A 26862-nucleotide genomic window follows, 5' to 3' on the forward strand; every position below is an offset into this window, starting at 1 on the left:
CCACCAGACTGGGAAGCAAAGATTGAACGAAGATAAGACACCACTGGAATTGTCAGGCAGCTGCTTGTGCGGTGCGGTCACGGTCACAGCGACCGCGTCTGACCCCATTTTGCGGGCCTGTCATTGCACCATGTGTCAGCAACATACGTCTTCGGTTTTTGTGAACATCCGCGCGGATCAGGACAGCATTGTCATGAATGGCCCTGTCAAAGTCTTCAAATCCTCGGATTGGGCACAACGCGCCTTTTGCGAGGTTTGCGGATCGACGCTTTGGTACGGGTTGATCCACGACAATTCGCGCAATCTGGCCGCTGGCCTGTTTGAAAACGCAGGCGGTGCCGCCTTGGCCATAGAATATTTCACTGATGATTGTCCGCAGGGATATGCCCTTGCTGGTGATCATCAGAAACTGACTAGAAAACAAACTTTTGCGCTGTTTGCGCCCGATGAAGGAGAAGCCCAATGACCAAGTATGATGACGCCTGGGTGGCCCGCGAAGAAGCGAAACGCGCGTATATGGCCGAGAACGGTCTGTATTCCGAGGAAGAAGAGCATTCTTCCTGCGGTGTCGGCCTTGTGGTGAACATTGATGGTTCGTGCAGCCGTGATGTGGTTTTGTCGGGCATCAAAGCGCTTAAGGCGATCTGGCACCGTGGTGCTGTCGATGCCGACGGTAAAACCGGCGATGGCGCGGGCATTCACGTACAGATTCCGGTTAATTTCTTTTATGATCAGGTGCGCCGTACAGGTCACAGCCCGCGCGAAGGAGAACTGATCGCCGTGGGTCAGGTGTTCCTGCCGCGCACCAACTTTGCCGCGCAAGAAACCTGTCGGACCATCGTTGAAACCGAAGTGCTGCGCATGGGCTATTACATCTACGGCTGGCGCCACGTGCCGGTTGATATCTCTGTGCTGGGTGAAAAGGCGAACGCCACCCGCCCCGAGATTGAACAAATCCTGATCTCGAACGCCAAAGGCGTGGACGAAGAAACATTCGAGCGCGAGTTGTATGTGATCCGCCGCCGGATCGAAAAGGCCGCGCTCGCCGCGCAGGTGCCGACACTGTATATCGCGTCGATGTCCTGCCGGTCGATCATCTACAAAGGTATGATGCTGGCCCAGGACGTGGCCAACTTCTATCCCGATCTGATGGATGACCGGTTCGAATCCGCCTTTGCGATCTATCACCAGCGTTATTCCACCAACACCTTCCCGCAGTGGTGGCTGGCGCAGCCTTTCCGCATGTTGGCCCATAACGGCGAGATCAACACCCTCAAGGGCAACCTGAACTGGATGAAGTCGCACGAAATCCGCATGGCGTCGGGCACTTTCGGCGACATGGCCGAAGACATCAAACCAATCGTCGCTGCAGGGTCGTCTGACTCTGCCGCCTTGGACGCGGTGTTCGAGGTTCTGGTTCGCGCAGGCCGCAACGCGCCGATGGCAAAGACAATGCTGGTACCTGAATCATGGTCCAAGCAAGCGGTTGAGCTGCCCGAAGCATGGCGCGACATGTATTCCTATTGCAACTCGGTGATGGAACCGTGGGACGGCCCCGCCGCCCTAGCGATGACCGATGGTCGTTGGGTTTGCGCCGGTCTTGACCGCAACGGTCTGCGCCCGATGCGTTATGTCGTCACCGCTGACGGTATGCTGATCGCCGGTTCCGAGGCGGGCATGGTCCCGCAGGACGAGGCCAATGTGATCCATAAAGGCGCGCTTGGGCCCGGCCAACTGCTGGCCGTCGATATTGAAGAAGGCAAGATGTTCGGCGATACCGAGATTAAGGACAAACTGGCAGCATCCCGCCCCTTTGGGGAATGGGTCGGCAAGATCAATGAGCTTGACGAAGCGCTGAGCAACATTGACGAAAAGCCATTGTTCCAAGGCAATGAATTGCGCCGCCGTCAGGTGGCTGCGGGCTATACCATCGAAGACCTCGAACAAATCCTTGCCCCAATGGCCGAGGATGGCAAAGAAACATTGGCGTCGATGGGCGATGATACCCCGTCTGCCGTTCTGTCGAACCAGTACCGACCGCTTAGCCACTTCTTCCGCCAGAACTTTAGCCAGGTCACCAACCCGCCGATCGACAGCTTGCGCGAATTCCGGGTGATGAGCCTGAAAACACGTTTCGGTAACCTGAAAAACGTGTTGGACGAATCCAGCGCCCAGACCGAGATTCTGGTGCTCGACAGCCCGTTCCTTGCCAATGCGCAATTCGATCAGTTGATGGGTGAATTCAACGCGGATTCCGTGACCATCGACTGTAGCTTTGAACCCGGTGGCAGCAACCTGAACGAAGGCTTGCGCCGTATCCGCGACGAGGCCGAAGATGCCGTGCGTTCGGGTGCCGGACACATCGTGTTGACCGACCAATTCAGCGGCGAAGGCCGCGTGGCGATGCCGATGATCTTGGCGACCTCTGCCGTGCACAGCCAGCTGACCCGCAAGGGCCTGCGCACATTCACATCGCTGAACGTCCGTTCGGCTGAATGTGTTGACCCTCATTACTTTGCCGTTCTGATCGGCTGTGGTGCGACCGTGGTGAACGCCTATCTTGCCGAAGATTCGCTGGCTGACCGTATCGAGCGTGGCCTGCTGGACGTGAACCTGACCACAGCAATGGCCCGCTACCGCGAGGCGATTGACCAAGGGTTGCTCAAGATCATGGCCAAGATGGGGATTTCCGTCGTGTCGTCTTATCGCGGCGGTCTGAATTTTGAGGCTGTTGGCCTTAGCCGTGCGATGTGTGCCGAATATTTCCCCGGCATGACCAGCCGTATCAGCGGTATCGGCACCACAGGTATTCAGCGCAAAGCCGAAGCCGTGCATGCCCGTGGCTGGAAGGGCGACGGCACCGTGCTGCCCATTGGCGGCTTCTACAAGGCGCGCACCTCGGGCGAGACTCACGCTTGGGAAGCGTCCTCAATGCACATGCTGCAAATGGCCTGCAACAAAGCATCCTATCAAATGTGGAAGCAGTACAGCGCCAAGATGCAAAGCAACCCGCCGATCCATCTGCGCGACCTGCTGGATATCAAACCGCTGGGCGAGGCGATCCCGATTGAAGAAGTCGAAAGCATCACCGCGATCCGCAAACGTTTCGTGACACCCGGTATGTCGCTGGGCGCGTTGTCGCCAGAGGCGCACAAGACCCTGAACGTCGCGATGAACCGCATCGGAGCCAAGTCGGATTCCGGCGAGGGTGGCGAAGATCCGGCGCATTTTGTGCCTGAATCCAACGGCGACAACCCGTCGGCCAAGATCAAACAGGTCGCGTCAGGCCGTTTCGGTGTGACCGCCGAATACCTGAACCAGTGTGAAGAGCTGGAGATCAAAGTCGCCCAAGGGGCCAAGCCCGGCGAGGGTGGCCAACTGCCCGGTATGAAGGTCACCGACCTGATTGCCCGTCTGCGCCATTCGACCAAGGGCGTGACGCTGATTTCTCCGCCACCGCACCACGACATCTATTCAATCGAAGACCTTGCGCAGCTGATCTATGACCTCAAGCAGATCAACCCGCGGTGTAAGGTGACCGTGAAGCTGGTCGCGTCTTCGGGCGTTGGCACGATTGCCGCCGGTGTGGCCAAGGCCAAGGCGGATATCATCCTGATCTCGGGCCACAATGGTGGCACCGGTGCATCGCCCGCGACATCGATCAAATATGCAGGTTTGCCGTGGGAAATGGGCCTGACCGAGGCGCATCAGGTGTTGTCGATGAACAACCTGCGTGACCGCGTGACCCTGCGGACCGATGGCGGTTTGCGCACAGGTCGCGACATTGTCATGGCGGCAATGATGGGGGCCGAGGAATACGGCATCGGCACCGCCGCGCTGATCGCGATGGGCTGTATCATGGTGCGTCAGTGCCAGTCGAACACCTGCCCCGTGGGCGTCTGTACCCAAGACGAGGCGTTGCGCGGCAAGTTCACCGGCAATGCCGATAAGGTCGTGAACCTCATCACCTTCTACGCCACCGAAGTACGCGAATTGCTTGCGTCCATCGGCGCACGCAGCTTGGATGATGTGATTGGCCGTGCCGATCTGCTGGCGCAGGTCAGCCGTGGTTCTGCCCACTTGGATGATCTGGACCTGAACCCGCTGTTGATCACCGTCGATGGCGCGTCCGAGATCGTTTATGACCGCAACAAGCCACGCAACGCTGTGCTGGATACGCTGGACGCTGAAATCGTGCGCGACGCTGCGCGGTTCCTTGAAGACGGGGAAAAGATGCAGCTAAGCTATGCGGTGCAGAACACGCACCGTACCGTTGGCACGCGGACATCTAGCCATATCATTCGCCGCTTTGGCATGAACAACCAGCTGCAACCTGATCACCTGACGGTGAAGCTGACGGGATCGGCTGGTCAAAGCCTTGGCGCATTTGCGGCACCTGGTTTGAAACTGGAAGTGTCCGGCGATGCCAATGACTATGTCGGTAAGGGGCTATCGGGCGGCACAATCGTGGTGCGCCCGTCGATGGCCAGCACGATCACTGCGGCTGAGAACACTATTATCGGGAACACGGTTCTATACGGTGCGACCAAAGGGTTCTTGTTTGCAGCGGGCCGCGCCGGTGAACGTTTTGCGGTGCGCAATTCCGGCGCGCATGTCGTGATCGAAGGCTGCGGCAGCAACGGGTGTGAATATATGACCGGTGGTGTTGCCGTGATCCTTGGCAGCATCGGTGCAAACTTTGGTGCCGGTATGACCGGCGGGATGGCCTATCTGTATGATCCCGAAGGGCGTGCGGATTCAATGTTGAACACCGAAACGCTGGTGACCTGCCCGGTCACTGTGGATCATTGGGAAAACGAGCTGAAAACGTTGATCGAGCGGCATTTGGAGGAAACAAACAGCCGCAAGGCTGCTGATATTCTCCAGCATTGGTCGATTGAAAAAGATCATTTCGTGCAGATTTGCCCGAAAGAGATGTTGATCCATATTCCGGCACCGTTGAGCCACGATAGCAAAGCGATCCCAGCCGAATAGGCTTTGGAAAACAGCCGGGCATGACTGCGTATCATGCCCGGCTGATTGCTGCGTAAAGCCACGGATTCGGCAAAAGGCGATTTCAGGGTGTAACGCCCGTTCACAAGAACCGCTCTGGGCAGTATAGCTGGTGCCCATGGCTAAACGCGCAACATCGAAAAAGACCAAAGCGGCCGCGAAATCGCGCAAGAGCTTTAAGCAGCGCGTGATACGTGCGGCGTTGAAGGTGACGTTGGTCATTGTCGGAATCTTGCTGGCATTTATCTTGCTGTTTGCCGTGATAAATCCGCCCACGACACCCTATATGTTCAGCGAGTCGCGCAGGTTGGGTGGTGTTGATCATCAATGGGTCCCGCTTGAGGATATCGCCCCGGTTATGGCACGGTCCGTTGTGGCGGCTGAGGATGCGAATTTTTGCAATCACTGGGGCTTTGACCTGCCGGCAATCAAAAAGGCGATTGCCGAAGGATCGAACCGTGGCGCGTCGACCCTAAGCCAGCAAACGGTCAAGAATGTCTATCTTTGGCATGGCCGCACATGGGTACGAAAAGCGTTGGAAGCCGCGATCACCCCGCTTGTCGAGGCGATGTGGTCCAAGCGCCGTATTGTAGAAGTTTACCTAAACGTCGCAGAGTTTTCCGAAGGGGTGTTCGGTGTTGATGCGGCGGCCCATTATTACTTTGGCGTCACCCCTGCGAACCTGTCGCCGACCCAAGCCGCACGGCTTGCCGCGATATTGCCATCGCCCAAAACCCGGTCTGCATCAAACCCCGGCAGCTATACCAAAAAGCGGACTGCGCGGATCCGCGACGGGGCGGCGACAATCAGCAAGGATGGGCGCGCCGCTTGTTTCGAGAGTTGAAAATGCCAGTTAACACAGGCATGAGTGGATAAGCTCAACCCTAGTTTTGGATCCCCATATGGCCCGCCTGTTTCACGTCCCTCTTTCTCCTTTCTGCCGAAAGGTCCGGCTTAGCCTTGCCGAAAAGAAGATCGAGGTAGAGCGGGTAGAAGAAAGATATTGGGAGCAAGACCCTGATTTCATGCGTAGAAATCCCGCTGGCAAAGTGCCCGTTCTGCAGTTGGATGGCGTTATGATGTCTGAAAGCGCGGCGATCTGCGAATATATCGAAGAAACCCGCCCGGAACCGTCCCTGATGCCAAGCGATCCGGTTCAGCGCCTTGAAGTGCGCCGTCTGGTCAGCTGGTTTGATGACAAATTCCATGCCGAGGTCACATCAAAGCTGCTGTATGAGCGGGTGAACAAAAAGGTCATGGGCCAAGGTTTCCCTGACAGCCGCAACGTCAAGGACGGTGCCAAGGCTATCAAATACCACATCGATTATATGGCGTGGCTGCTCGACCATCGCCGGTGGTTGGCGGGTGATGTCATGACGCTGGCCGATTTTGCGGCGGCTGCGCATCTGTCGTCACTTGATTATATTTCGGACGTGGATTGGAACCGGTCTGACGTCGTGAAGGATTGGTACGCCAAGATCAAATCGCGCCCTGCGTTTAGATCGCTGCTGGCCGATCAGGTACCGGGGTTTCCGCCGCCAAAGCACTATAATGACCTTGATTTTTAAGCGGAAAACGTTGGGGGCTGTCTGCCCCCAAACCCCCAAGGATATTTTTGAGCCAGAGAAGACATGGACGATTTAAAGGATCGTTTGGTGGCTCAGGCCTTGGCCGAGGGGTTTGTGGCCTGCAAAGTGTGCCGCCCATCGGATGTTCCGGAAGTGCCCGCGCGGTTGGCGGCCTTTGTCGAGGCGGGGTATCACGGGCAGATGGCGTGGATGGCGGACCGGATGGCGTGGCGCGGTAATCCGGCGGCTTTGTGGCCCGAAGCGGGGTCGGTCATTATGCTGGCAGAAAGCTATGCGCCCGAGCATGATCCGACGGCGGTGTTGGAGCATACAGATAAGGCCGCGATATCTGTCTATGCCCATGGCCGCGATTATCATGACATTGTTAAAAAGCGTCTCAAGCGGTTGGCGCGTTGGCTGATCGAGCAGGAAACCTGCGAGGTGAAGGTGTTTGTCGATACCGCCCCCGTACCGGAGAAGGCGTTGGGTCAAGCCGCGGGTTTGGGGTGGCAGGGCAAGCACACCAATTTGCTGAGCCGTGATTTCGGCAACTGGGCCTTTCTGGGCGCGATTTTCACCACGCTTGAGCTGCCTGTGGACGGTGCCGAGGTTGATCATTGCGGGTCTTGCAGGTCGTGTTTGGATGCCTGTCCGACAGATGCATTTCCCGCGCCCTACCGGCTGGATGCGCGGCGCTGCATTTCCTATCTGACGATTGAACACAAAGGCCCAGTTGATCTGGAGCTGCGCAGCAAGATGGGCAACCGGATTTACGGCTGCGATGATTGCCTTGCCGCGTGCCCGTGGAACAAGTTCGCCGTTGCGGCCAGCGATATGCGTTATCACGGCGGGGTCGGCGCGCCTGATCTGGCGGAGCTTGCTACGCTTGATGACACGGCATTTCGGGCGCGGTTTTCCGGATCACCGATCAAGCGGATCGGGCGGGACCGGTTCATTCGCAACATTCTTTACGCCATTGGAAATTCCGGCAAGCCGCAGCTTGCGGCAGCGGCGCAAAGCCTTGTGCAGGACCCTGATGCGACTGTGGCGGATGCGGCGCGTTGGGCAACGGCCCGCTTGGCCGCAAAATGACGCAAACGGGCTGGACCTGAACGGCGTTATCACTACACCCGTGGCAATAGTTCAAGGAGAAGACGATGGCGTTGCTTCTGGGTGTTGATACCGGCGGAACCTATACCGATGCGGTTTTGATCCGCGACGAAAAGACTGTGATTGCATCGGCCAAGGCGCTGACCACCCGGAATGATCTTGCGATTGGTGTCGGAAATGCCGTGCGTGCGGTGCTGGCCAAGGCGGATGTTAATGCGGCTGATGTGTCGCTTGCATCGCTGTCGACCACACTGGCGACCAATGCGCTGGTCGAAGGGCAGGGCGGTCGCGTTGCGTTGATCTATGTCGGCTTTAAGGAACGGGATTTGCAGGCCCATGGCTTGGCCGACGCGTTAAAGGGCGATCCGTATCTGATTTTGGCGGGCGGCCATGACCACGCTGGCAGCGAAGCGACCCCGTTGGATGAGGAGGCACTGGTTGCCTTTCTTGAGCAGCACAAGGGTGATGTCAGCGGTTTTGCCGTCGCCAGCCAGTTTGCCACGCGCAACCCTGCGCATGAGCTGCGTGTTGCTGATCTTGTGACGCGGTTGACGGGCAAGCCTGTATCATCGTCGCATCAATTGTCGGCCAAGTTGAACGGGCCGAAACGCGCGCTGACGGCGGTTTTGAATGCGCGTTTGATCGGGATGATCGACCGGCTGATTGGCCGCGCCGAGGATGTGCTGACCGAGATTGGCGTAACGGCCCCGTTGATGGTGGTGCGCGGAGATGGTGCGCTGATTTCAGCGGGCCAAGCCCGCGAGTGCCCGATCGAGACGATCCTAAGCGGGCCTGCGGCGTCTATCGTCGGGGCGCGTTGGATGACGGGTGCGGATCATGCGCTGGTCAGCGACATAGGCGGGACCACAACCGATGTTGCCTTGTTGCGCGAGGGGCGGCCTGCAATTGATCCGGCGGGTGCGCAGGTCGGGCCCTACCGTACGATGGTCGAAGCAGTGGCCATGCGCACGACGGGTCTGGGTGGCGACAGCGAGGTGCATTTCCTGACCGAGGGGTTACAGGGCGGTATCACGCTTGGGCCAAAACGTTTATTGCCGGTCTCGCTGGTGGCGGTTGATGCGCCGGATATTGTTCACGACGCATTGGATGCGCAATTGCGCAGCGCGACACCGGGTGAATTTGATGCAAGGTTTGTGCGGGCCGTCGCCGGGCAAACCCATGAAGGCATTGGCCCCCGGGAAAGCACCCTGCTGGAACGTATTGGTGACGGGGTGCATCCGCTGGGGAAAATCTTGCGTTCGCGCATCGAAACTGGTGCGCTGCAGCGGTTGGTTGAGCGGGGTCTGGTGCAGATTGCGGGCGTGACTCCGTCGGACGCCAGCCATGTGTTGGGCCGGGTTAAGATGTGGGATGCAGATGCGGCGCGCAAAGCCTTGGCGCTGTTCGGCCGTCGGCGGACGGGAGCGGGCAATATGTTGGCCCCTGATCCGGACGTAATGGCGCAGATGATCGTGGATCAGTTGACACATCAAACTGCGCTGGCGTTGCTGGAAACCGCTTTTGCAGAGGAAGATCCGGCGTTCGATATCGCCCCTGAAGTGCTAGCGCGTCATGTGCTACTGCAACGGGGGTTAACGGGGCATCGGGGACTTTTGCGGATAGATGCGGGGCTGAATGTCCCCGTGATCGGCTTGGGTGCGTCTGCGGCGGCTTATTATCCTGCGGTTGGGAACGCGCTTGGCGCGCAGATGATTCTGCCGGAACACGCGGATGTGGCAAATGCCATCGGTGCCGTGGTGGGCCGCGTCACAATGCGCGAAAGCGGCACGGTCACATCGCCAAGCGAAGGGCGGTATCGGGTGCATCTGGACAGCGGGCCACAGGATTTTACCGATCAGGCCAGCGCGATTAAGCAGCTTGAGGATGCTTTGCGCCACAAGGCGATTTCAGCCGCGCAGACCGCTGGTGTGGCGGACCTTCAAGTGAATGCGACGCGCGATATTCGAACCACCAGCGTGGAGAGCCGCCAGGTGTTTATCGAAGCTGTGATTACGGTCGAGGCGACGGGCCGCCCCAGAATTGCGAACGGATAAATATTAACGTAATCTAGATTTTGTTAACCTTTTGTTAATAAATTGCGTGGTGACCATGGTATCGCCATATTTAATCACTAGTGCTGCGCGCGGTATCGGAGCGCAGTGACAATATTCGCTGACCAATCCGCGACCACATAACTAGTTAAGCGCGCGTTTCTCTTGCGAAAGTGGGGGAATGCTTTGCTGTACGTTAAAAAGTAAACCGCCAGCGGAGAAATCCGCTGGCGGTACGTTAACGAATGGGGGGCGGCCCCCAACTTTAATCAGATATTAAGAGCAGCTTACTCAGCAGCCGCACGTTTGGGCAAAACCCAATCGGCGCGCGGGAAATGGCAAGTATAGCCATTTGGAATCCGCTCAAGGTAGTCTTGGTGCTCGGTCTCTGCTTCCCAGAAATCACCAACGGGCTCGACTTCGGTGACGACTTTGCCGGGCCAGATGCCCGATGCGTCTACGTCCGCGATTGTATCCAAGGCGATGGCCTTTTGATCGTCGTTTTCATAGTAGATTGCCGACCGATAGCTTAGTCCGCGGTCATTGCCCTGCCGGTTGATCGTCGACGGGTCGTGAATTTGAAAGAACAATTCTAGCAAGTCGCGATAGCTTAGCACTGCGTCGTCAAAGATAACTTCGATCGCTTCTGCGTGGGTGCCGTGATCGCGATAGGTTGCGTTGGGCACGTCGCCGCCGGAGTATCCGACACGGGTTGAAATGACCCCATCGCGTTTACGGATCAAATCTTGCATGCCCCAAAAGCATCCGCCGGCCAATACTGCGCGTTGTTGTGTCATGCTACGTCCTCCACCTGATTGATGTAATCGCCATATCCTTCGGCCTCCATTTTGTCGCGATGCACAAAGCGGAGCGAGGCCGAGTTGATGCAATACCGCAGACCGCCACGGTCTGCCGGACCATCGGGAAAGACATGCCCCAAATGGCTGTCGCCATGGGTGCTACGCACTTCGGTGCGGATCATGCCAAGGGTGTCGTCGCGCAACTCGCTTACATAAGCTGGTTCAATCGGTTTGGTGAAACTAGGCCACCCGCAGCCGGATTCGTATTTATCGGCTGACGCGAACAGCGGCTCGCCTGAAACGATGTCGACGTAAATGCCTGGCTCTTTGTTGCTGAGCAGTTTGCCCGTGCCGGGGCGCTCTGTCCCGCTTTGTTGGGTGACGCGGTATTCCTCTGGCGACAGGGCCGCGACGGCGTCGGGTGTCTTTTGATACTTTGGCATGGATGTCTCCTTTGCGATCTTAATATATTATATGGGGCGGCAACGGAGTTTTTCAAAACTCCAGTCCGGTTTCTTTAGGCGGCACGTTGCCGTGAAATCTGAACGGCCAGAATGCCAAAGGTGATGATGATCACGCCAAGGATATCCTGCCCGCCTAACGGTTCGCTGAGCAGTACAGCCGCAACCGCCACGCCGAAAAACGGGTTCAAAAAGTGGAAGGTCGCAGCACGTGTTGCCCCGATGCGGTTGACCAGCCAGAACCAGACGACGGTGGCCAGCAGACCCGGCACCAGACAGGTATAGGCGAACGCCGCCAATAGCGTCCAGCTTGGGGTGATGTGCGGGGTTTCGAACAATACTGTCGCGAGCGATAGCGTCACGCAGCCCACCAGCATTTGCAGGCCCACAACCATCATAAAGTTGCCCCCCGACGTTGCCCCGCGCACCAGCAAGGTTGCGGCGGTCAAGGCCAGCACGCCTATCCCGCACAGCATCAGGCCCATCATATCGACACCGCCGCTGATCCGCGCGCCCATGATGATCGACACGCCGACCACGCCCGCCACCAAACCGGCAATGCCCAGTGGTTTTAGTTTCTCGCCAAGGAAAATCCAAGTGGCCAAGCCAACCAAGAGCGGCATTGTCGACGCAATGATCGCGGCGAGTGAGGCTTGGACCGTTTGCATCGCGACAAAGTTCAGGCCCAGATAAACGGCGTTTTGCAAGATGCCAAAGATGATCGTTGCACGCCATTGTGCCTTTGTCAGTCGCCAGGTTTGCCCCAAGGCCAGCGCGATACCGACCCCTAGCAACCCCGAGATAAGATAGCGCGCCGAAAGGGCCATCAGTGGCGACGCATCAGAGACGATAATGCGCGCCGAGGTAAAGGCGGAGGACCACATGAAAGCAAAGGCTAGCCCCACGAGAATTGCGCGAATATCCATGGGCAGCCTTTCTGAAACCTGGGGTCGGCCGACCTTTTCCCAGATAGGTTTGATGCGCAAGGGGCGGTGCGCCGGCGGCAATAAAAAAGGGCCGCCCGAGGGCGACCCTTTTGGATAAATCTGTTGCCAGACTTAGCCGTTAACGCTGTCTTTCAACGCTTTCGCGATGGTCATCTTAACGACCTTGTCCGCTTCTTTTTTGAACTGTTCGCCGGTCGCAGGGTTGCGAACCATGCGCTCTGGACGCTCACGGCAATAGATTTTGCCGATGCCAGGAAGTGTCACAGCACCGCCGCCGGAGACTTCTTTTGTGATCAAAGCACATACTGCATCAAGTGCAGAGCCAGCCGCTTTTTTGTCTGTGCCCATTTCATCGGCCAGAGCTGCGACGAGCTGGGTTTTTGTCATTGGTTTTGTAGCCATCTTTTTTTCTCCTTCGTCCGCCCGGATTAGGGCCTCACGGGCAGAATGTAACGGTATGTTGTGTGAGAACACAACGAATAGGTGCTGAAAATGAGCGAAAACATGCGCTTTTCTGCTTTTTTACACGTTTAAAGGAAGGCGGTTTCTTCAAATGAACGCAGTTTTCGGCTGTGAAGCCTTTCAAGCGGCATATCGCGCAGCAATTCCATCGCGCGAATTCCGATCATCAAATGGCGTGCGACCTGGGTTTTGTAGAATCCGGAGGCCATGCCGGGCAGCTTTAACTCACCATGCAGGGGCTTGTCGGACACGCATAAGAGTGTGCCATAAGGCACGCGAAAGCGATATCCGTTTGCTGCGATTGTGGCGCTTTCCATGTCCAACGCGACGGCGCGTGATTGCGACAGGCGTTGCACGGGGCCGGATTGGTCGCGCAGTTCCCAGTTCCGGTTGTCGATGGTTGCCACGGTGCCGGTGCGCATGATGCGCTTTAGCTCGTACCCCTCAAGCTGGGTCACCTGTTCAACAGCATCTTCCAACGCGATCTGGATTTCGGCGAGCGCGGGGATCGGCACCCAAACTGGCAGGTCATCGTCCAGCACGTGATCTTCGCGCAGATAGGCGTGGGCCAGAACGAAATCGCCAAGCTGTTGCGTATTGCGCAGACCGGCGCAGTGGCCGACCATCAACCATGCATGGGGGCGCAAGACGGCGATGTGGTCTGTGGCGGTTTTCGCGTTCGACGGACCAACCCCGATGTTCACCAGCGTGATGCCAGACCCGTTTTCCCGTTTCAGGTGATAGGTCGGCATTTGCGGCGTCTTGCCCGTGCCGGGCAAAGGCGCATCGCCATCGGTGATCTCTACATCGCCGGTCGATACAAACGATGTATAGCCGCTGTTCGGGTCGCGCAGCATGGCGCGGGCGTATTCTTCGAACTCGGTCACATAGAACTGGTAGTTGGTGAACAGCACGTGACACTGGAAATGATCGGGATCGGTCGCCGTGTAATGGGCCAGCCGCGCCAGTGAATAGTCGACACGTTGCGCGGTGAAAGGGGCCAAGGCACCCACACCGTTTGGCGGCGTATATGTGCCGTTCACGATGTCATCATTTGTGGTGCTTAGATCAGGCACATCGAACACATCGCGCAGGGTGAATTCTGCCGCCCCATCATGAGGGACCGTAATCGCGGCATCCCCCGACACAGCAAAATGAACCGGGATTGGGGTGTCGGATACGTCGATGACAACGGGCTGGCCGTGATTTTCGATCAGCAGACCGATTTGTTGTGTCAGGTAGTGTTTGAACAATTCGGGCCGCGTGATCGTCGCGGCATAGGTGCCGGGGCTAGATACGTGACCGAAGGACAGCCGCGAATCAACCTGTGCATAGCTTGAGGTCGTGAACCGGATTTCAGGATAGAACGCCCTGATCCGGGTGTCCGGTGCCGCATCATCCATGGCTTTCTGAAAATGCTCGGTCAGAAAATTAGTCGCCTGCTGGTACAGCGAGATCAACCGCTCCACCGCTTTTTCTGCATCGGTAAATTGCTCGGCGGGCGGGCTGTCGGGGCTTAGAATACGGGTCATGAATGCGGCTCTAACACTGGGATAAATTCAAAGCTACGGACATCCACCAGCCCAAGGTCCGAAATGCGTAATTCGGGGATCACAACGAGGGCAAGCAGGGAATGCTGCATATAGGCGTTATTCAGGGTGCAGCCACAGTCGCGCATCGCTTGCATCATAGCTTCGGTCTTTTGGGCCACCTCGGATGCCGGGCTATCGGACATCAACCCGGCGATGGGCAGCTCGACCAAGGCAAGCTCCTCTCCATCTTTAAAGATCGTGATGCCGCCGCCGACCTCGCCCAGTCGGTTTGCAGCCATCGCCATGTGGTCGGCATCGGTGCCAACGACAATCATGTGATGGCTGTCATGGGCCACGGTGGATGCCATGGCCATCGGACCCTCGTAGCCAAACCCCGAGACAAAGGCGTTTACCACGGTGCCCGTCGCGCGGTGTCGTTCAACCAGTGCGATCTGGCATACTTCGCCAGTCGCTTGCACGCGCCCCTCGGTCACGGGCAGTTCGAACTTTAGCGCGCGTGTGGGGGCCTGATTTTCGACCACGCCAATGACATTCGCTGTGACCGCGTTTGCGCCCTTGGGGGCCTTAATCACAAAATCGGACGCATCCAGCGTCTTGCCCATATGCACCGTTTGTCGCGCGGCGTCCGGCCAGTCGTAATGCGGGCAATCCACCACACATTCACCCGCCTGTGCCACGATCTGCCCGCGTGCGATCACAGTTTCAATCGGCAGGGTCTTCAGATCAGAGGTCAGGATTACATCCGCCCGCCGCCCGGGGGTCAGCGACCCAATCTCGCGTTCTAATCCGAAATGGGTGGCCGTGTTGATCGTCGCCATTTGCAAGGCAACCAAAGGATCACAGCCACACTCAATCGCGTGACGCGCGACCCGGTTCATATGGCCGTCATTGACCAAGGTGCCGGAATGACAGTCATCGGTGCACAAGATCATATTGCGCGAATCCAGCCCCTTTTCCGTGATCGCCGTGATCTGTGTTTCCACGTCATACCATGCCGACCCCAACCGGATCATCGACCGCATCCCCTGACGCATCCGCGCAATCGCGTCGGCCTCGCAGGTGCCCTCGTGATCATCCGCCGGCCCGCCTGCGACATAGGCAGCAAAGGCCGGCCCCAGATCGGGCGATGCATAATGCCCGCCGACCGTCTTGCCGGCACGCTGGGTCGCGGCGATTTCTGCCAGCATTTTCTCGTCGCCGTTGGTAACGCCGGGAAAGTTCATCATCTCGCCCAGACCGATGATGCCGGGCCATTCCATCGCCTCTGCCACATCTTCGGCGGTGATCTCAAAACCCGTCGTCTCCATCCCCGGTGCCGAGGGCGCGCAGGATGGCATCTGGGTGAAAATATTGATCGGTTGTAATAACGCCTCGTCATGCATCATCCGCACACCTTCAAGGCCCAAAACATTGGCGATCTCATGCGGGTCGGTGAACATCGACGTCGTGCCATGGGGGATCACCGCGCGGGCAAATTCCGCAGGCGTCAACATGCCGCTTTCAATGTGCATATGCCCGTCACACAAACCGGGGATCATATAGCGGCCTTTGGCGTCGATCACCTGCGTATCATCGCCCTTACAATGCTGCGCATCGGGGCCAACAAACGCAATGCGGCCTGCAACAATGGCAATGTCATGATCGGGTAACACCTCTCGGGTGTGGACATTAACCCACGTGCCGCCGGTGATAATCATATCCGCCGCCGCGCGTCCCGCAGCGACCGATACCAATTGAGCAGCCACATCGGGCCAAGAGGGGAAAGGAGTATGTGTCATGCCTGACGTTGACACGAAGATTGCACGAGGTTCAAGGTTATGCGACGCAAGGGCAGCCGATCACTTGTGCAAATCAGGGAGACACCGATGACCGTGACGCAAATCCGCCATAACATGGACCACTGGCAGGAACGGGTCGATATGGCCGCCGCGTTTCGCTGGACCGCGCGGTTGAACATGCACGAAGGGGTCGCAAACCACTTTAGCCTTGCTGTGAATGACGATGGCACCAAATTCCTGATGAACCCGAACCAGGTGCATTTCAGCAGGGTCAAAGCCAGCGATCTGATCGAGGTGGATGCCAACAATCCTGATACGCTGAAAGGCCCGGATGCGCCTGATCCCACTGCTTGGGGTTTGCATGGTGGTGTGCACCGCGCCTGTGCCCACGCGCGCTGTGTGATGCATGTGCATTCGATCCACGCGACGGTATTGGCCAGCTTGCAAGACAGCCGCCTGCCGCCGATTGATCAAAACTGCTGCACGTTTTTCAACCGTGTTGTGATCGACGAAGACTACGGCGGGCTGGCCTTCGAGGACGAAGGCACCCGCTGTGCCGGATTACTGACCGATCCCAAGCAAAAGGTGATGGTCATGGGCAGCCACGGTGTGCTGGTGATTGGCGATACCGTTGCCGATACATTCAACCGCCTGTTCTATTTCGAACGCGCCGCCGAGACCTATATTCGCGCCCTGCAAACCGGCATGCCCTTGCGCCGTATCCCCGACGATATCGCAGAGAAAACCGCGCAAGAATTGGAAAGCTACCCCGAACAAGACGCGCGCCATCTGGCAGAGCTGAAGGCGATTTTGGATGAAGAAGGATCAAACTATGCGCAGTGACCTTCTCGGTTCAGGAGGCCAGCAATGAATTACGGTCTGTCCGAAGAGAACCTGATGATCGCCGACACCGTGCGCAGCTTTGTCGAAAAAGAGATTTACCCGCACGAGACATTGGTCGAACAAACTGGCGAGGTCCCGCAAGAGATCGCGGACGAGATCAAGCGCAAGACGATTGAGTTGGGGTTCTATGCCTGCAACTTTCCGGAAAGCGTCGGCTGCGCGGGGCTGAACCATCTGGAATTCGCTTTGGTCGAACGTGAGTTGGGGCGCGGATCAATGGCGCTGAACCACTTTTTCGGACGCCCGCAGAATATCCTGATGGCTTGCGAGGGCGACCAGATCGACCGCTATCTGATGCCCGCCGTGCGTGGCGAGCGGATGGATGCGCTGGCGATGACCGAACCCGGTGCCGGATCAGATGTGCGCGGCATGAAATGCATGGCGCGGCGTGATGGCGGCGATTGGGTGGTGAACGGTACCAAGCATTTTATCTCGGGCGCGGATCACGCCGATTTTATCATCGTCTTCATCGCGACCGGTGAAGATATGACGCCCAAAGGCCCCAAAAAACGGATCACCGCCTTTCTGGTCGATCGTGGCACGCCGGGCTTTACCATCCGCGACGGGTACAAATCAGTCAGCCACCGTGGCTATAAAAACATGATCCTGGAATTTGACGATTGCCGCCTGCCGGACGCGCAGGTTCTGGGCGAAGTGGACAGCGGGTTCGACGTGATGAACACATGGCTTTATGCAACCCGTATCACGGTCGCGACAATGTCGGTTGGGCGTGCGCGCCGGGTGTTCGACTATGCCATGGACTATGCTGCGACCCGCGAACAGTTCGGCCAGAAGATCGGCAAATTTCAAGGCGTGAGCTTTCAACTCGCCGACATGATCACCGAGATTGACGCGGCGGATCTGCTGACACTTGCCGCCGCGGATCGCTTGGACAAAGACCTGCCCGCGAACCGAGAGATCGCCAGCGCCAAGCTTTATGCCTCCGAGATGCTGGCCCGCGTGACTGATGCAACCTTGCAGCTACACGGGGGCATGGGGCTGATGGATGACTACCCGATTGAACGTTTTTGGCGCGACGCGCGGGTGGAACGGATTTGGGACGGTACCAGCGAAATCCAGCGCCATATTATCAGCCGCGAGATGCTGCGTGCATTGGGAGCCTAAAGTTCCGCTGCCTTGCGGCATCGGCCGGGAAGGGGGGCCAGCCCCCCTGGGCTTACGCCCCTCCCCCCGGGATATTTTAGAGCCAGAGAATGCGGGGCTTAAGCCTTTATTCAGCATAAGCGGAATAGCTTATCTGTGCGGTACAGGCGGGGACGCCGATGACCGCAGCCGGAGAAGCCCCCTATCTGCGATATTGGATAGGGGGCGGACCCGTATTCTCTGGCTCTTAAATATCCTCGCCGAAGGCATAAAAACTCTTTGGGTGCGTAGCTGGATATGAGGCGCAACCTTGATAGATTGTTGCGGCCAAAATCGGTTGTTTTGATTGGCGGGGGTGCGTGGGGCGCGCAGGTTATCCGGCAATCCCAACGAATGGGGTTTCAAGGTGCGCTTTATATTGTTCATCCAAAAGGGGTGAGCATTGAGGGTATTAGGTCCGTCGCTTCGCTGGCTGAATTACCCGAGGTTCCAGACGCTGCTTTTATCGGGGTGAACCGGCTTACGACAGTTGATGTGGTCGCCGAATTGTCAGCCATGGGGGCGGGTGGCGCGGTGTGTTTCGCGTCGGGATTTTCAGAGGCAGACGCTGAGGATGAGACTGCAACTGCGCTACAGGCCCGTTTAGTAGCGGCAGCAGGTGCGATGCCAATTTTAGGCCCTAACTGCTATGGGTTTATCAACGCTTTGGATGGCGCGCTTTTATGGCCGGATCAGCATGGTTGCGCCCCCGTCGCCAGCGGCGTCGCGATTCTGACGCAGTCGTCCAACATCGCGATCAATTTGACCATGCAGCAGCGCGGCTTGCCGGTTGCCTATATGGTGACCTGCGGAAATATGGCCCAGACCAAGCAGGCCGAGATTGCTCTGGCTTTGCTGGATGACCCTCGGGTCACGGCGATTGGTCTGCATATCGAGGGGTTCTCGGATACCTCTGCGTGGCATAGTCTGGCCATTGCGGCGGCAGCGAAAAACATCCCCCTAGTGGCGCTTAAGGTGGGCGTGTCGGAGCAGGCCCAGCGTGCAACCGTGTCGCATACGGCCTCCCTTGCCGGTGGGGATGCGGGTGCCGACGCGCTGTTGCGTCGATTGGGGATCGCCAGGTTGCGGGACTTGCCCAGTTTTGTTGAGACGTTGAAGGTTCTGCATATCAACGGGCGTCTCGACGCGCCGTCGCTATCTTCGATCAGTTGTTCGGGCGGAGAGGCGAGTTTGGCAGCAGACACGGCGCATGGTCGCGCGGTGTCATTTCCCGCCCTGACCGATGCGCAAAAGCTGGCGTTGCGCGATGCGCTTGGCCCGATGGTCGCGCTTTCCAACCCGTTGGACTACAACACCTATATCTGGCGCGATGTTGAGAAAATGACAGCCGCGTGGTTGCCGATGGCAGCGAAACATGTCGGTCTGACATTGGTGATTGTTGATTATCCACATACGGATGCGGAGGATTGGGAATGTGCCACGCAAGCCGCACTGAATATTTGTGCCCGTTCAGGACGGCCCGTTGCCGTTGTCGCGACATTGCCGGAATTGATGCCGCTTGATGTGATCGAGCGGTTGATTGACGGGGGTGTCACCCCGATCTGCGGTCTGAGCGAAGCAATCGCGGCGGCAGAGGCTGCGGCGTTCGATATGCCGCCTGACCCTGTGCCGCCCTTACAGCCCGGTGCTGACCGCGACGCGCAGTTGACATCCGAGGGCGCGGCGAAACAGATGTTGGCCGAGTTTGGGCTTCGGGTGCCTAAAGGGCATGTCGCAAACACCCCTGCTGAGGCTGGCGCGATTGCCATCAAAATCGGCGGTTTGGTTGTGCTGAAAGGTCAAGGGCTGGCCCATAAGTCAGAGGCCGGTGCCGTGATCGTCGGGCTTGCCCCTGACGCAGTCGAGGCACGCGCCAAAGCCATGCCCACCGACAGCTTTCTGGTAGAAGAGATGGTGGAAAAGCCCGTTGCGGAGCTGCTGGTTGGCGTAACGCGTGACCCTGCTCATGGGTTTTTGTTAACCATCGGGGCGGGCGGTGTGCTGACGGAGCTTTGGCAAGATACGGTGTCGATGCTGTTACCCGTGACGCCCGCGCAGATCCAAGACGCGCTGCAAAGCTTGCGTATTGCGCCGTTGTTGAACGGGTATCGGGGCAAACCGGGCGCTGATCTTGGGGCGATTACCAAGGCGATCCTGTCGGTTCAGTCCTATGTGATTGCGCATCAAGATGCGATCAGCGAGGTTGAGGTTAACCCGCTGCTCTGTGGCACCGACAGCGCAATTGCTGTCGATGCCCTGATCCGCCGCACCTAAAAGGAACATGTCATGAGTGTTGTGAAAACCGAAACCGACGGAAGCGTGTTGCTGGTGACTTTGGACCGGCCCAAAGCGAATGCAATTGATCTCGAAACCTCGCGATTGATGGGCGAGGCGTTTCGCGATTTTCGCGACAACCCTGACCTGCGCGTGGCGATCATCACGGGGGCGGGCCCCAAGTTTTTCTGCCCCGGTTGGGATTTGAAAGCCGCCGCTGGCGGCGATGCCGTAGATGATGACTATGGCGTGGGCGGCTTTGGCGGGTTGCAGGAGTTGCGCGGCATGAACAAGCCGGTGATCGCGGCAGTGAACGGCATCGCCTGCGGTGGCGGGCTAGAGCTGGCGCTGAGCGCGGATATGATATTGGCGGCGGATCACGCGACATTTGCGCTGCCTGAAATCCGGTCGGGCACCGTGGCAGATGCCGCGAGTGTAAAGCTGCCCAAGCGTATCCCCTATCACATCGCAATGGAGCTGTTGTTGACCGGCCGTTGGTTTGACGCCGCAGAGGCGAAAGGCTGGGGTCTTGTGAATGAGATCGTGCCAGCGGATCAGTTGATGGATCGGGCATGGGAACTGGCGCGGCTTTTGGCGTCAGGCCCGCCCTTGGTCTATGCCGCGATCAAGGAAATCGTGCGCGATGCCGAGGATTCCAAATTTCAAGATGCGATGAACCGCATCACAGGGCGGCAGTTGGAAACGGTAGATCGGCTTTATGCGTCCGAGGATCAACTGGAAGGGGCCCGCGCCTTTGCCGAGAAACGCGACCCCGTTTGGAAGGGCAAGTAACGGCAGTGTTTGCAATGCGCGGCTGGCTTGGGCTATCTGAAATCGCAGCGGTCACTTTCGGGCGAAACCTATGAAGATCATGTTTGTTCACCAGAATATGCCCGGCCAGTATCGCGAGCTGGTGCAATGGTTGGCGGACACGGGTGAACACCAGATTTACTTTCTGACGCAGCGCCAAAAACCGCCCAGCTTTGATGGGGTGGCGACGCGTATCTACAAACCGCACCACAAGCCTGCTGAAGGTGCTTACGGTCTGTCCAAAAATTGGGAAGAATGCGCCGGAAACGGTTTGGGGGCTGCCCGCGCGGCGCGCCGGATTGAAAAAACCGAAGGGTTCAAACCTGACATCGTGATCGGGCATGTGGGCTGGGGCGAGCTGACGTTTTTTAAAGATGTTTGGCCGGATGTACCCATCATCGGCTTCTTTGAATACTTTTACAGTGACAAGGGTGGTCCCGTGGGGTTCGACCCCGAAGACCCGGTGTCCGAAGATACCGCGTTTTTGCTGCGGGCGCGCAATGCCGTGCCGCTTGCGAATATCGAAACGGTCGATCTGGGGCTTAGCCCGACCTATTGGCAGCGTGACCGTTTCCCCCAAAGCTTTCACGAGAAGCTATACGTTTGCCATGATGGCATTCGCACGGACCAGCTGAAATCGAACCCCAAGGTGACGCTAAAGCTGGGCCGCTTGGATCATGAATTAACCCGCGACGACGAGATCGTGACCTATATCGCTCGCAACCTTGAGCGGACGCGCGGGTTTCATGTGTTCATGCGCGCCTTGCCCAAAATCCTAAAAGAACGCCCCAATGCGCGGGTCTTGGTGCTGGGCGGCAATGACACGTCCTATGGCGGCAAAAGCAAACACCCCGGCGGGCTGCGCGCCGAGATGGAGGCTGAGGTTGGCAAAGACATCGATTGGAGCCGCGTGCATTTCCTGGGCAAGCTGCCGTATGCTGAATACCAGAAGGTCGTCCAAATCAGCCGCTGCCACATCTATCTGACGATGCCCTTTGTGCTGTCTTGGTCGCTGCTTGAAGCCATGTCGATGGAGGCGACGATTGTCGCGTCCGATGTGGCACCCGTGCGCGAGGCGATCACCCATGGCGAAACCGGTTTGCTGTGTGACTTTTTGAAGCCCCAAGCGCTGGCGGATCAGGTGATTGATGTCTTGGCCAACCCCACCAAATACAACTACCTAGGGTTAGCAGCACGCCAGCATGTGGTTAAAAATTATGATTTTACGACCAAATGCCTGCCCGAACATATCGCGCAGATCAACGCCTTGGTCAGTAAAGAAAAGCGGATAAAACTGCCGCTGGAAATGTGATGTTGTGATGGAAAAAACACTTTTATCGATTGGCCACGGGTACAGCGCGCGGGCCTTGGCAGAACGGTTGGTCCCGCAAGGGTGGCGCATTGTTGGTACCACGCGCAGCGCCGATAAGGCGGATCAAATAGCCGCGACTGGCGTCGAACCCGTTGTCTGGCCGGGCACCGATCTGGCGGCGCTTGTGGCGGGGTTTCCCAACATTCTTGTGTCAGCCGGGCCGGGGCCGGATGGCGATCCGGTCTTGAACGCGGTGCAGGATGATATCGCCCTAGCTGCGCCAAATCTTCGCTGGCTCGGCTATCTGTCGACCACGGGCGTTTACGGCGATCACGGGGGGGATTGGGTGGATGAAACCACGCCGCTCAGCCCCTCTACCAAACGAGGGCAGGCGCGGGTGGAGGCCGAAGCGCGTTGGCAGGCTATCCCTGATCTGCCGCTGCATATTTTCCGACTGGCGGGCATTTATGGTCCCGGTCGTGGCCCCTTTGCCAAGGTGCGCGCGGGGACGGCACGGCGCATCATCAAGGATGGTCAGGTGTTTTCACGCATCCATGTGGATGACATTGCCCAAGCGTTGGAGCTATCGCTGCACAGCCCGGACCCCGGTGCGATCTATAATCTATGCGACGATGATCCGGCCCCACCCCAAGATGTGATCGCCTATGCGGCCAAGTTGCTGGGGGTCCCGATCCCGCCTGCCGTTGCGATTGAAGACGCTGAAATGACCCCGATGGCGCGCAGTTTTTATGCCGAAAGCAAAAAGGTTCGGAACGACCTGATCAAGCAGGCGTTGGGTTGGACGCCAAGATACCCGACATATCATGAAGGGTTGAATGCGATGCTTGCCTTGGAAGGCTGATCTAGAGGGTCTGATGCTGACTGCGACCAACAACAGTTTGAACGACCTGCTGGACGGGATGCAAAGTGCCGCCGAGCAAGAAAACGTCACATTGCGCGACGTGCTGGACGAGTTCGGCGACCGGTCGATCACGCCGTTCATTTTATTGGCGTCGGTGTTGCTGGTGTCGCCCCTGTCCGGTGTGATCGGGATGTCGACCTTTATGGCGATCTTGGTATTTATCCTGTCAGCGCAGGCGCTTTGGGGCCGCAAGCGGCTGTGGTTGCCGGAATTCCTGCTGAACAAACAGATGAAATCATCCCATCTGCACAGCGTCGTGCGGTGGCTGCGCAAGCCATCGTCGTTCTTTGACCGGCATTCAGGCAAGCGGTTGCAGTTTATGACTACCGGGCCAATGCGCGTACTCACGTTGCTGATGTGCACGATCCTGCCCATCGGGTGGCCGTTTCTGGAATTCGTACCTTTTGCATCGTCAACGGGTGGGGCCACTGTGGCACTGTTCGCCTTTGGGCTTTTCACACGAGACGGGCTATATGTGCTGTTGGGCTATCTTGCGATGCTTGGCGTTGCGCTGGCATTCTATCTGGTGATTTTCTGACTACCCCAGATAGCTGCGCAGCTCGGCCGGTGGGTTATCCATCAACGCCTTGGCGGGTTGCGGGGCATGGGCGATGCCGCCCGCAACAAATATCACCTCATCCGCTATGCGTGCCACGTCTTTCGGGTCGTGGGTGACCATAATCAGCGACGCGTGCGTCTCTGTAACCAGCTGTTGCACCAAATCCAGCATCTCGTTTCGCAACGCGGGGCCAAGTGCTGCAAATGGTTCATCAAGCAGGACGAGCGGCCGCGCCTGAACCAAGACGCGCGCAAGCGCGGCGCGGCTTTGCTGCCCGCCGGACAGCGAGCCGGGTTTTCTATCAGCCATCTCTGCCAGTCCGACCCGTGACAGGGCGCGTTCTACATCTGCCTTGTCGCTGGCGGTCAGCCGCATGTCGCGGCGCAGGCCAAGCCCGACATTCTGCAAAATGCTGAGGTGTGGAAACAGATTGTTGTCCTGAAATAGCATCGTCATTGGCCTGGCACCGGGCGCATCATTGGTGATGTCGCGCCCTTGCCACATCAATCGGCCCTCGGTTATGGGGGCAAACCCGCACAGCGCGCCCAGCAGCGTTGATTTACCAGCACCGGAGGGGCCAATAACCGCATATTTCTTTTGCGGTTCAATCGACATATCGGCCCGCAGTGAAAAACTGCCTTGGGTGATAAGCACCTGTTCAAGCTTGAGCATGGGCGCGTCCTGCCTTGTCGAAAATCCAAAAAATGCCCAGCGATAGCGCCAAAAGAATAAGCGCGGCCCCGGCTGCGGCCTCCATCTGGTAGCTGCCCATAAGACGGTACATTTGCAATGGCAATGTGGTGTGGTCTTGATCTGCGAATAGGGCGATCACACCAAGATCCCCCATGGAAAGCGCCCCGGTCAGCCCCATCGCAAAACCGATCTGCGGGCGCAATCGCGGGAAAACGACCCAACGCCAAAACGGCCAGCATTGCAGGGACAACGCTTGGGACAGACGCCCATAAACCTGCACGGTGTCACGCAAGGGTGGCACAAGGATGCGCAGCGCAAAGGGCAGGGCCATCAATGCGTTTACCAAGGCCGTCACGGGCAGCGCAAATAACACAGGATTCGCGACCGGGTGGATCAGAATAAACCATCCGGTGCCGATCATCAGGGGGGACGCCGCGATGCCGAACAGGCCGATGGCCTCGACGCTGCCGCGTTTCGCGGTGGCGATCCAGCCCGCCATGGGCAATGCCAGCAACAGCAATACGGCCACACTGCACAGGGCAACGCCGATGGAGGTCACGGCCGATTGCCAGACGATTGCCGGTGTTACCAACAACCCGGCCAGCCCTTGCGCGATGATGGCACCAAAGGGCAGCAGCAAAAACAGCGCGCCGATGGTGATGACGATGCCGTCTAGCAGTCGTTGGACCCCGCCCCGTGCGTCCCAGCGTCGGCGCAGACGGTCTTGGCCGCCGCCAATGCTGACGTTTGGGATGATCCACAACGCAAAAAATGCGGCGCTGCCAGCCAAAACAAGCTGTACCAAGGAGAGTAAGGCGGCGCGGCTTAGGTCGAAATCAAACCGGAACGCCTGATAGATTGCCAGTTCGATGGTCGTGGCGCGCGGGCCACCGCCAAGGGTCAGTGCGACGGCAAAGCTGGTCAGGCAAATGACAAAGATAAGTGCCGCCGTTCCGGGTAAAATCTGCCTTAGCATAGGCAATTCGATTGTTTGGAAAACGGCGCGCGGCGTTAGATCAAGCTGTCCCGCCAATCGAAACCGTTCAGCAGGAAGCGTTTGCCACGCTTGCAACAAAAGGCGCGTCGCAAGCGGGAGATTGAAAAACACATGCGCCAGAACAACCCCGTGCAGCCCGTAAATCGATATCGTGGGCAGGTTCAAACCGGCAAGCGCCATGTTGAGCCAACCCGCCCGCCCAAAGACGGTCAGCAGGCCCAGAACCGCGACAATAACGGGCAGGATGAACGGCGCACCCAGCAAGGTCACCAACAGGCCGCGCCCGACGAACTGCCTGCGGGCCAAAGCGCGGGCAACAGGAACGGCCAGCACGGTTGAGATACCGGCGGACAGCGCGGCTTGGACGACGGTAAAATGGATTGCAGACCATTCAGCGGGGCCCAGGCCGCTGCCGTATTCTGCGCGCGTTAAAACGGCCCAAACTGCGGCAAGGATCAGCAGGGCCACCAAAGCGGCCGCGCTGATCCCGGTTTTCGTACTTACTGCGAAAGGGCGGAGAGCCATTCAGCCAGCGCTTCTTTTCGGAGTGCAGGGACGGCTTCGTTCGGAATCAAAAGCGCCTTTCCGGGTTCGATGGTTTGGTCAAATGCGGCAGGCAAGCCGCCTTCTGGCATAACCGCAGGATACATCCAGTTCGTTGTTGGCAGCACAGATTGTGCCGCATCCGACACCATGAATTCCATGAACGCGTCGGCCAGATCGCTTTGATCACTGTTCGCCAGTTTGCCGACAACTTCGACCTGCATGTAATGACCTTCGTCAAAGGGGGCCGCGACCTTGGTTCCATCTTCTTCGGCGATGATGTGGTAGGCGGGCGATGTGGTATAGCTTAGCACCATATCGGCCTCGCCCTCAAGGAACAGGCCGTATGCTTCGGACCAGCCTTTGGTCACGGTGACGATATTGTCGGCCAACCCGTCCCATATTGCTGGTGCCTCATTGCCATATGCCTCTTTGACCCACATCAGCAGGCCCAAGCCGGGGGTGGATGACCGTGGGTCTTGGATGATGATTTTGACATCACTTTCGCCCAGCTCACGAAAATTCTTGGGGGGTGTCATATCGGTGTTGTGAACAAAGGCGAAATAGCCCCAATCATACGGGATAAAGCTTTCGTCGTTCCACGCGATTGGCAGGTCATAGTCGGCGCTGATGTCAGTCGGTGCAAACAGGCCGGTTTTCTTGGCCGCCGCGATCAGGCTGGTATCCAGCCCCAGCACAATATCCGCGTCAGATCGCGTCCCCTCAAGCTTGAGACGGGCCAGCAATGCGGGGCCATCCCCCATGCCAACGAATTTCAGATCGCAGGCGCAGGTTTCTTCGAACGCCTTTTCGATCACCGGGCCGGGGCCCCATTCGGCAACGAAACTGTCGTAGGTATAGACCACCAATTCGGGCGTGTCGGCATAGGTCGATGTGGCAAGAAAAGTTGTGGCAGCAAGTGTAAGATACTTCATGGCATCCTCCAAAATGCGGCGTCAGAAA

The 26862-nt window shown here is 58.0% G+C and carries 22 protein-coding genes; 13 read left to right on the forward strand and 9 right to left on the reverse strand.

The features are described 5' to 3' along the window. Positions 1-22 precede the first annotated feature (22 nt). The 6 genes from AADJ11_RS02925 to AADJ11_RS02950 all read left to right on the forward strand — a co-directional run bounded on the left by AADJ11_RS02925 (position 23) and on the right by AADJ11_RS02950 (position 9745). Positions 23-466 (forward strand): GFA family protein, encoded by a 444-nt coding sequence (locus AADJ11_RS02925; protein WP_341233059.1) that lies wholly within the window; start codon positions 23-25, stop codon positions 464-466. Further along, complete coding sequence (gene gltB, locus AADJ11_RS02930) at positions 463-4995, forward strand: glutamate synthase large subunit (protein WP_341233060.1); 4533 nt, start codon at positions 463-465, stop codon at positions 4993-4995. Before AADJ11_RS02925 ends, gltB begins: the two co-directional genes overlap by 4 nt. Before the next feature lie 136 nt (positions 4996-5131). Then, positions 5132-5857 (forward strand): monofunctional biosynthetic peptidoglycan transglycosylase, encoded by a 726-nt coding sequence (mtgA, locus tag AADJ11_RS02935; protein WP_341233061.1) that lies wholly within the window; start codon positions 5132-5134, stop codon positions 5855-5857. 58 nt (positions 5858-5915) lie between these two features. After that, on the forward strand, positions 5916-6581 hold the full coding sequence (locus AADJ11_RS02940) for a glutathione S-transferase family protein (protein WP_219579179.1): 666 nt from the start codon (positions 5916-5918) through the stop codon (positions 6579-6581). Between the two features lie 63 nt (positions 6582-6644). Next, positions 6645-7673 (forward strand): tRNA epoxyqueuosine(34) reductase QueG, encoded by a 1029-nt coding sequence (gene queG / locus AADJ11_RS02945; RefSeq protein ID WP_341233062.1) that lies wholly within the window; start codon positions 6645-6647, stop codon positions 7671-7673. Positions 7674-7738: 65 nt separating this feature from the next. Beyond that, positions 7739-9745, forward strand: coding sequence for a hydantoinase/oxoprolinase family protein (locus AADJ11_RS02950; RefSeq protein WP_341233063.1), 2007 nt, complete (start codon positions 7739-7741; stop codon positions 9743-9745). Between the two features lie 284 nt (positions 9746-10029). Here the strand turns inward: AADJ11_RS02950 and msrA are convergent, their stop codons facing one another. From msrA to ade, 6 genes are all read right to left on the reverse strand, one after another. Beyond that, entirely contained in the window at positions 10030-10539 is a 510-nt protein-coding gene (msrA, locus tag AADJ11_RS02955; RefSeq protein WP_341233064.1) for a peptide-methionine (S)-S-oxide reductase MsrA, read from the reverse strand. Further along, entirely contained in the window at positions 10536-10985 is a 450-nt protein-coding gene (gene msrB / locus AADJ11_RS02960) for a peptide-methionine (R)-S-oxide reductase MsrB (protein ID WP_341233065.1), read from the reverse strand. Before msrB ends, msrA begins: the two co-directional genes overlap by 4 nt. A gap of 74 nt (positions 10986-11059) precedes the next feature. Then, a complete protein-coding gene (locus tag AADJ11_RS02965; RefSeq protein ID WP_341233066.1) occupies positions 11060-11929 on the reverse strand; it encodes a DMT family transporter in 870 nt (289 codons plus the stop codon). A 132-nt stretch (positions 11930-12061) separates the two neighbouring features. Continuing rightward, complete coding sequence (locus AADJ11_RS02970; RefSeq protein WP_175498591.1) at positions 12062-12352, reverse strand: HU family DNA-binding protein; 291 nt, start codon at positions 12350-12352, stop codon at positions 12062-12064. Positions 12353-12480: 128 nt separating this feature from the next. Further along, the gene (locus AADJ11_RS02975) at positions 12481-13944 is read right to left on the reverse strand and encodes an AMP nucleosidase (protein WP_341233067.1); all 1464 of its coding nucleotides are present in this window, start codon (positions 13942-13944) and stop codon (positions 12481-12483) included. Then, positions 13941-15743, reverse strand: a complete 1803-nt coding sequence (ade, locus tag AADJ11_RS02980) for an adenine deaminase (protein WP_341233068.1) — start codon at positions 15741-15743, stop codon at positions 13941-13943. Before ade ends, AADJ11_RS02975 begins: the two co-directional genes overlap by 4 nt. A gap of 87 nt (positions 15744-15830) precedes the next feature. Here ade and AADJ11_RS02985 point away from each other — a divergent pair, with 87 nt between their 5' ends. From AADJ11_RS02985 to AADJ11_RS03015, 7 genes are all read left to right on the forward strand, one after another. Next, positions 15831-16586, forward strand: coding sequence for a class II aldolase and adducin N-terminal domain-containing protein (locus AADJ11_RS02985; RefSeq protein WP_341233069.1), 756 nt, complete (start codon positions 15831-15833; stop codon positions 16584-16586). Positions 16587-16610: 24 nt separating this feature from the next. Beyond that, positions 16611-17771 (forward strand): acyl-CoA dehydrogenase family protein, encoded by a 1161-nt coding sequence (locus tag AADJ11_RS02990; RefSeq protein ID WP_341233070.1) that lies wholly within the window; start codon positions 16611-16613, stop codon positions 17769-17771. A 276-nt stretch (positions 17772-18047) separates the two neighbouring features. After that, positions 18048-20063 carry an acetate--CoA ligase family protein gene (locus tag AADJ11_RS02995; protein ID WP_341233071.1) on the forward strand — a complete coding sequence of 672 codons (2016 nt, stop codon included), beginning with the start codon at positions 18048-18050 and terminating at the stop codon, positions 20061-20063. A 12-nt stretch (positions 20064-20075) separates the two neighbouring features. Continuing rightward, positions 20076-20855 carry a carnitinyl-CoA dehydratase gene (locus AADJ11_RS03000; protein ID WP_341233072.1) on the forward strand — a complete coding sequence of 260 codons (780 nt, stop codon included), beginning with the start codon at positions 20076-20078 and terminating at the stop codon, positions 20853-20855. 70 nt (positions 20856-20925) lie between these two features. Further along, positions 20926-22185: a glycosyltransferase family 4 protein gene (locus AADJ11_RS03005; RefSeq protein ID WP_341233073.1), complete on the forward strand. Its 1260-nt coding sequence runs from the start codon at positions 20926-20928 to the stop codon at positions 22183-22185. A gap of 7 nt (positions 22186-22192) precedes the next feature. Beyond that, positions 22193-23047, forward strand: a complete 855-nt coding sequence (locus AADJ11_RS03010) for an SDR family oxidoreductase (protein ID WP_341233074.1) — start codon at positions 22193-22195, stop codon at positions 23045-23047. A gap of 13 nt (positions 23048-23060) precedes the next feature. Further along, positions 23061-23645, forward strand: coding sequence for an exopolysaccharide biosynthesis protein (locus tag AADJ11_RS03015; protein WP_341233075.1), 585 nt, complete (start codon positions 23061-23063; stop codon positions 23643-23645). Here the strand turns inward: AADJ11_RS03015 and AADJ11_RS03020 are convergent, their stop codons facing one another. Genes AADJ11_RS03020 through thiB form a run of 3 tightly spaced genes read right to left on the reverse strand, consistent with a single transcriptional unit; the run spans position 23646 to position 26834 of the window. After that, positions 23646-24338, reverse strand: a complete 693-nt coding sequence (locus tag AADJ11_RS03020; protein WP_341233076.1) for an ATP-binding cassette domain-containing protein — start codon at positions 24336-24338, stop codon at positions 23646-23648. Then, positions 24325-25881 (reverse strand): thiamine/thiamine pyrophosphate ABC transporter permease ThiP, encoded by a 1557-nt coding sequence (locus tag AADJ11_RS03025; protein ID WP_341233077.1) that lies wholly within the window; start codon positions 25879-25881, stop codon positions 24325-24327. The genes AADJ11_RS03020 and AADJ11_RS03025 overlap by 14 nt, the downstream gene beginning before the upstream one ends. Then, positions 25857-26834, reverse strand: coding sequence for a thiamine ABC transporter substrate binding subunit (thiB, locus tag AADJ11_RS03030; RefSeq protein ID WP_341233078.1), 978 nt, complete (start codon positions 26832-26834; stop codon positions 25857-25859). Before thiB ends, AADJ11_RS03025 begins: the two co-directional genes overlap by 25 nt. Positions 26835-26862: the final 28 nt, after the last annotated feature.

Source organism: uncultured Sulfitobacter sp. (assembly GCF_964021855.1).
Taxonomy (GTDB): Bacteria; Pseudomonadota; Alphaproteobacteria; order Rhodobacterales; family Rhodobacteraceae; genus Sulfitobacter.

Coding starts and splice junctions, on each gene's coding strand:
- gltB (WP_341233060.1), top strand. CDS start 463: ATGACCAAGTATGATGACGCCTGGGTGGCCCGCGAAGAAGCGAAACGC.
- mtgA (WP_341233061.1), top strand. CDS start 5,132: ATGGCTAAACGCGCAACATCGAAAAAGACCAAAGCGGCCGCGAAATCG.
- AADJ11_RS02940 (WP_219579179.1), top strand. CDS start 5,916: ATGGCCCGCCTGTTTCACGTCCCTCTTTCTCCTTTCTGCCGAAAGGTC.
- queG (WP_341233062.1), top strand. CDS start 6,645: ATGGACGATTTAAAGGATCGTTTGGTGGCTCAGGCCTTGGCCGAGGGG.
- AADJ11_RS02950 (WP_341233063.1), top strand. CDS start 7,739: ATGGCGTTGCTTCTGGGTGTTGATACCGGCGGAACCTATACCGATGCG.
- msrA (WP_341233064.1), bottom strand. CDS start 10,539: ATGACACAACAACGCGCAGTATTGGCCGGCGGATGCTTTTGGGGCATG.
- msrB (WP_341233065.1), bottom strand. CDS start 10,985: ATGCCAAAGTATCAAAAGACACCCGACGCCGTCGCGGCCCTGTCGCCA.
- AADJ11_RS02965 (WP_341233066.1), bottom strand. CDS start 11,929: ATGGATATTCGCGCAATTCTCGTGGGGCTAGCCTTTGCTTTCATGTGG.
- AADJ11_RS02970 (WP_175498591.1), bottom strand. CDS start 12,352: ATGGCTACAAAACCAATGACAAAAACCCAGCTCGTCGCAGCTCTGGCC.
- AADJ11_RS02975 (WP_341233067.1), bottom strand. CDS start 13,944: ATGACCCGTATTCTAAGCCCCGACAGCCCGCCCGCCGAGCAATTTACC.
- ade (WP_341233068.1), bottom strand. CDS start 15,743: ATGACACATACTCCTTTCCCCTCTTGGCCCGATGTGGCTGCTCAATTG.
- AADJ11_RS02985 (WP_341233069.1), top strand. CDS start 15,831: ATGACCGTGACGCAAATCCGCCATAACATGGACCACTGGCAGGAACGG.
- AADJ11_RS02990 (WP_341233070.1), top strand. CDS start 16,611: ATGAATTACGGTCTGTCCGAAGAGAACCTGATGATCGCCGACACCGTG.
- AADJ11_RS02995 (WP_341233071.1), top strand. CDS start 18,048: ATGAGGCGCAACCTTGATAGATTGTTGCGGCCAAAATCGGTTGTTTTG.
- AADJ11_RS03000 (WP_341233072.1), top strand. CDS start 20,076: ATGAGTGTTGTGAAAACCGAAACCGACGGAAGCGTGTTGCTGGTGACT.
- AADJ11_RS03005 (WP_341233073.1), top strand. CDS start 20,926: ATGAAGATCATGTTTGTTCACCAGAATATGCCCGGCCAGTATCGCGAG.
- AADJ11_RS03010 (WP_341233074.1), top strand. CDS start 22,193: ATGGAAAAAACACTTTTATCGATTGGCCACGGGTACAGCGCGCGGGCC.
- AADJ11_RS03015 (WP_341233075.1), top strand. CDS start 23,061: ATGCTGACTGCGACCAACAACAGTTTGAACGACCTGCTGGACGGGATG.
- AADJ11_RS03020 (WP_341233076.1), bottom strand. CDS start 24,338: ATGCTCAAGCTTGAACAGGTGCTTATCACCCAAGGCAGTTTTTCACTG.
- AADJ11_RS03025 (WP_341233077.1), bottom strand. CDS start 25,881: ATGGCTCTCCGCCCTTTCGCAGTAAGTACGAAAACCGGGATCAGCGCG.
- thiB (WP_341233078.1), bottom strand. CDS start 26,834: ATGAAGTATCTTACACTTGCTGCCACAACTTTTCTTGCCACATCGACC.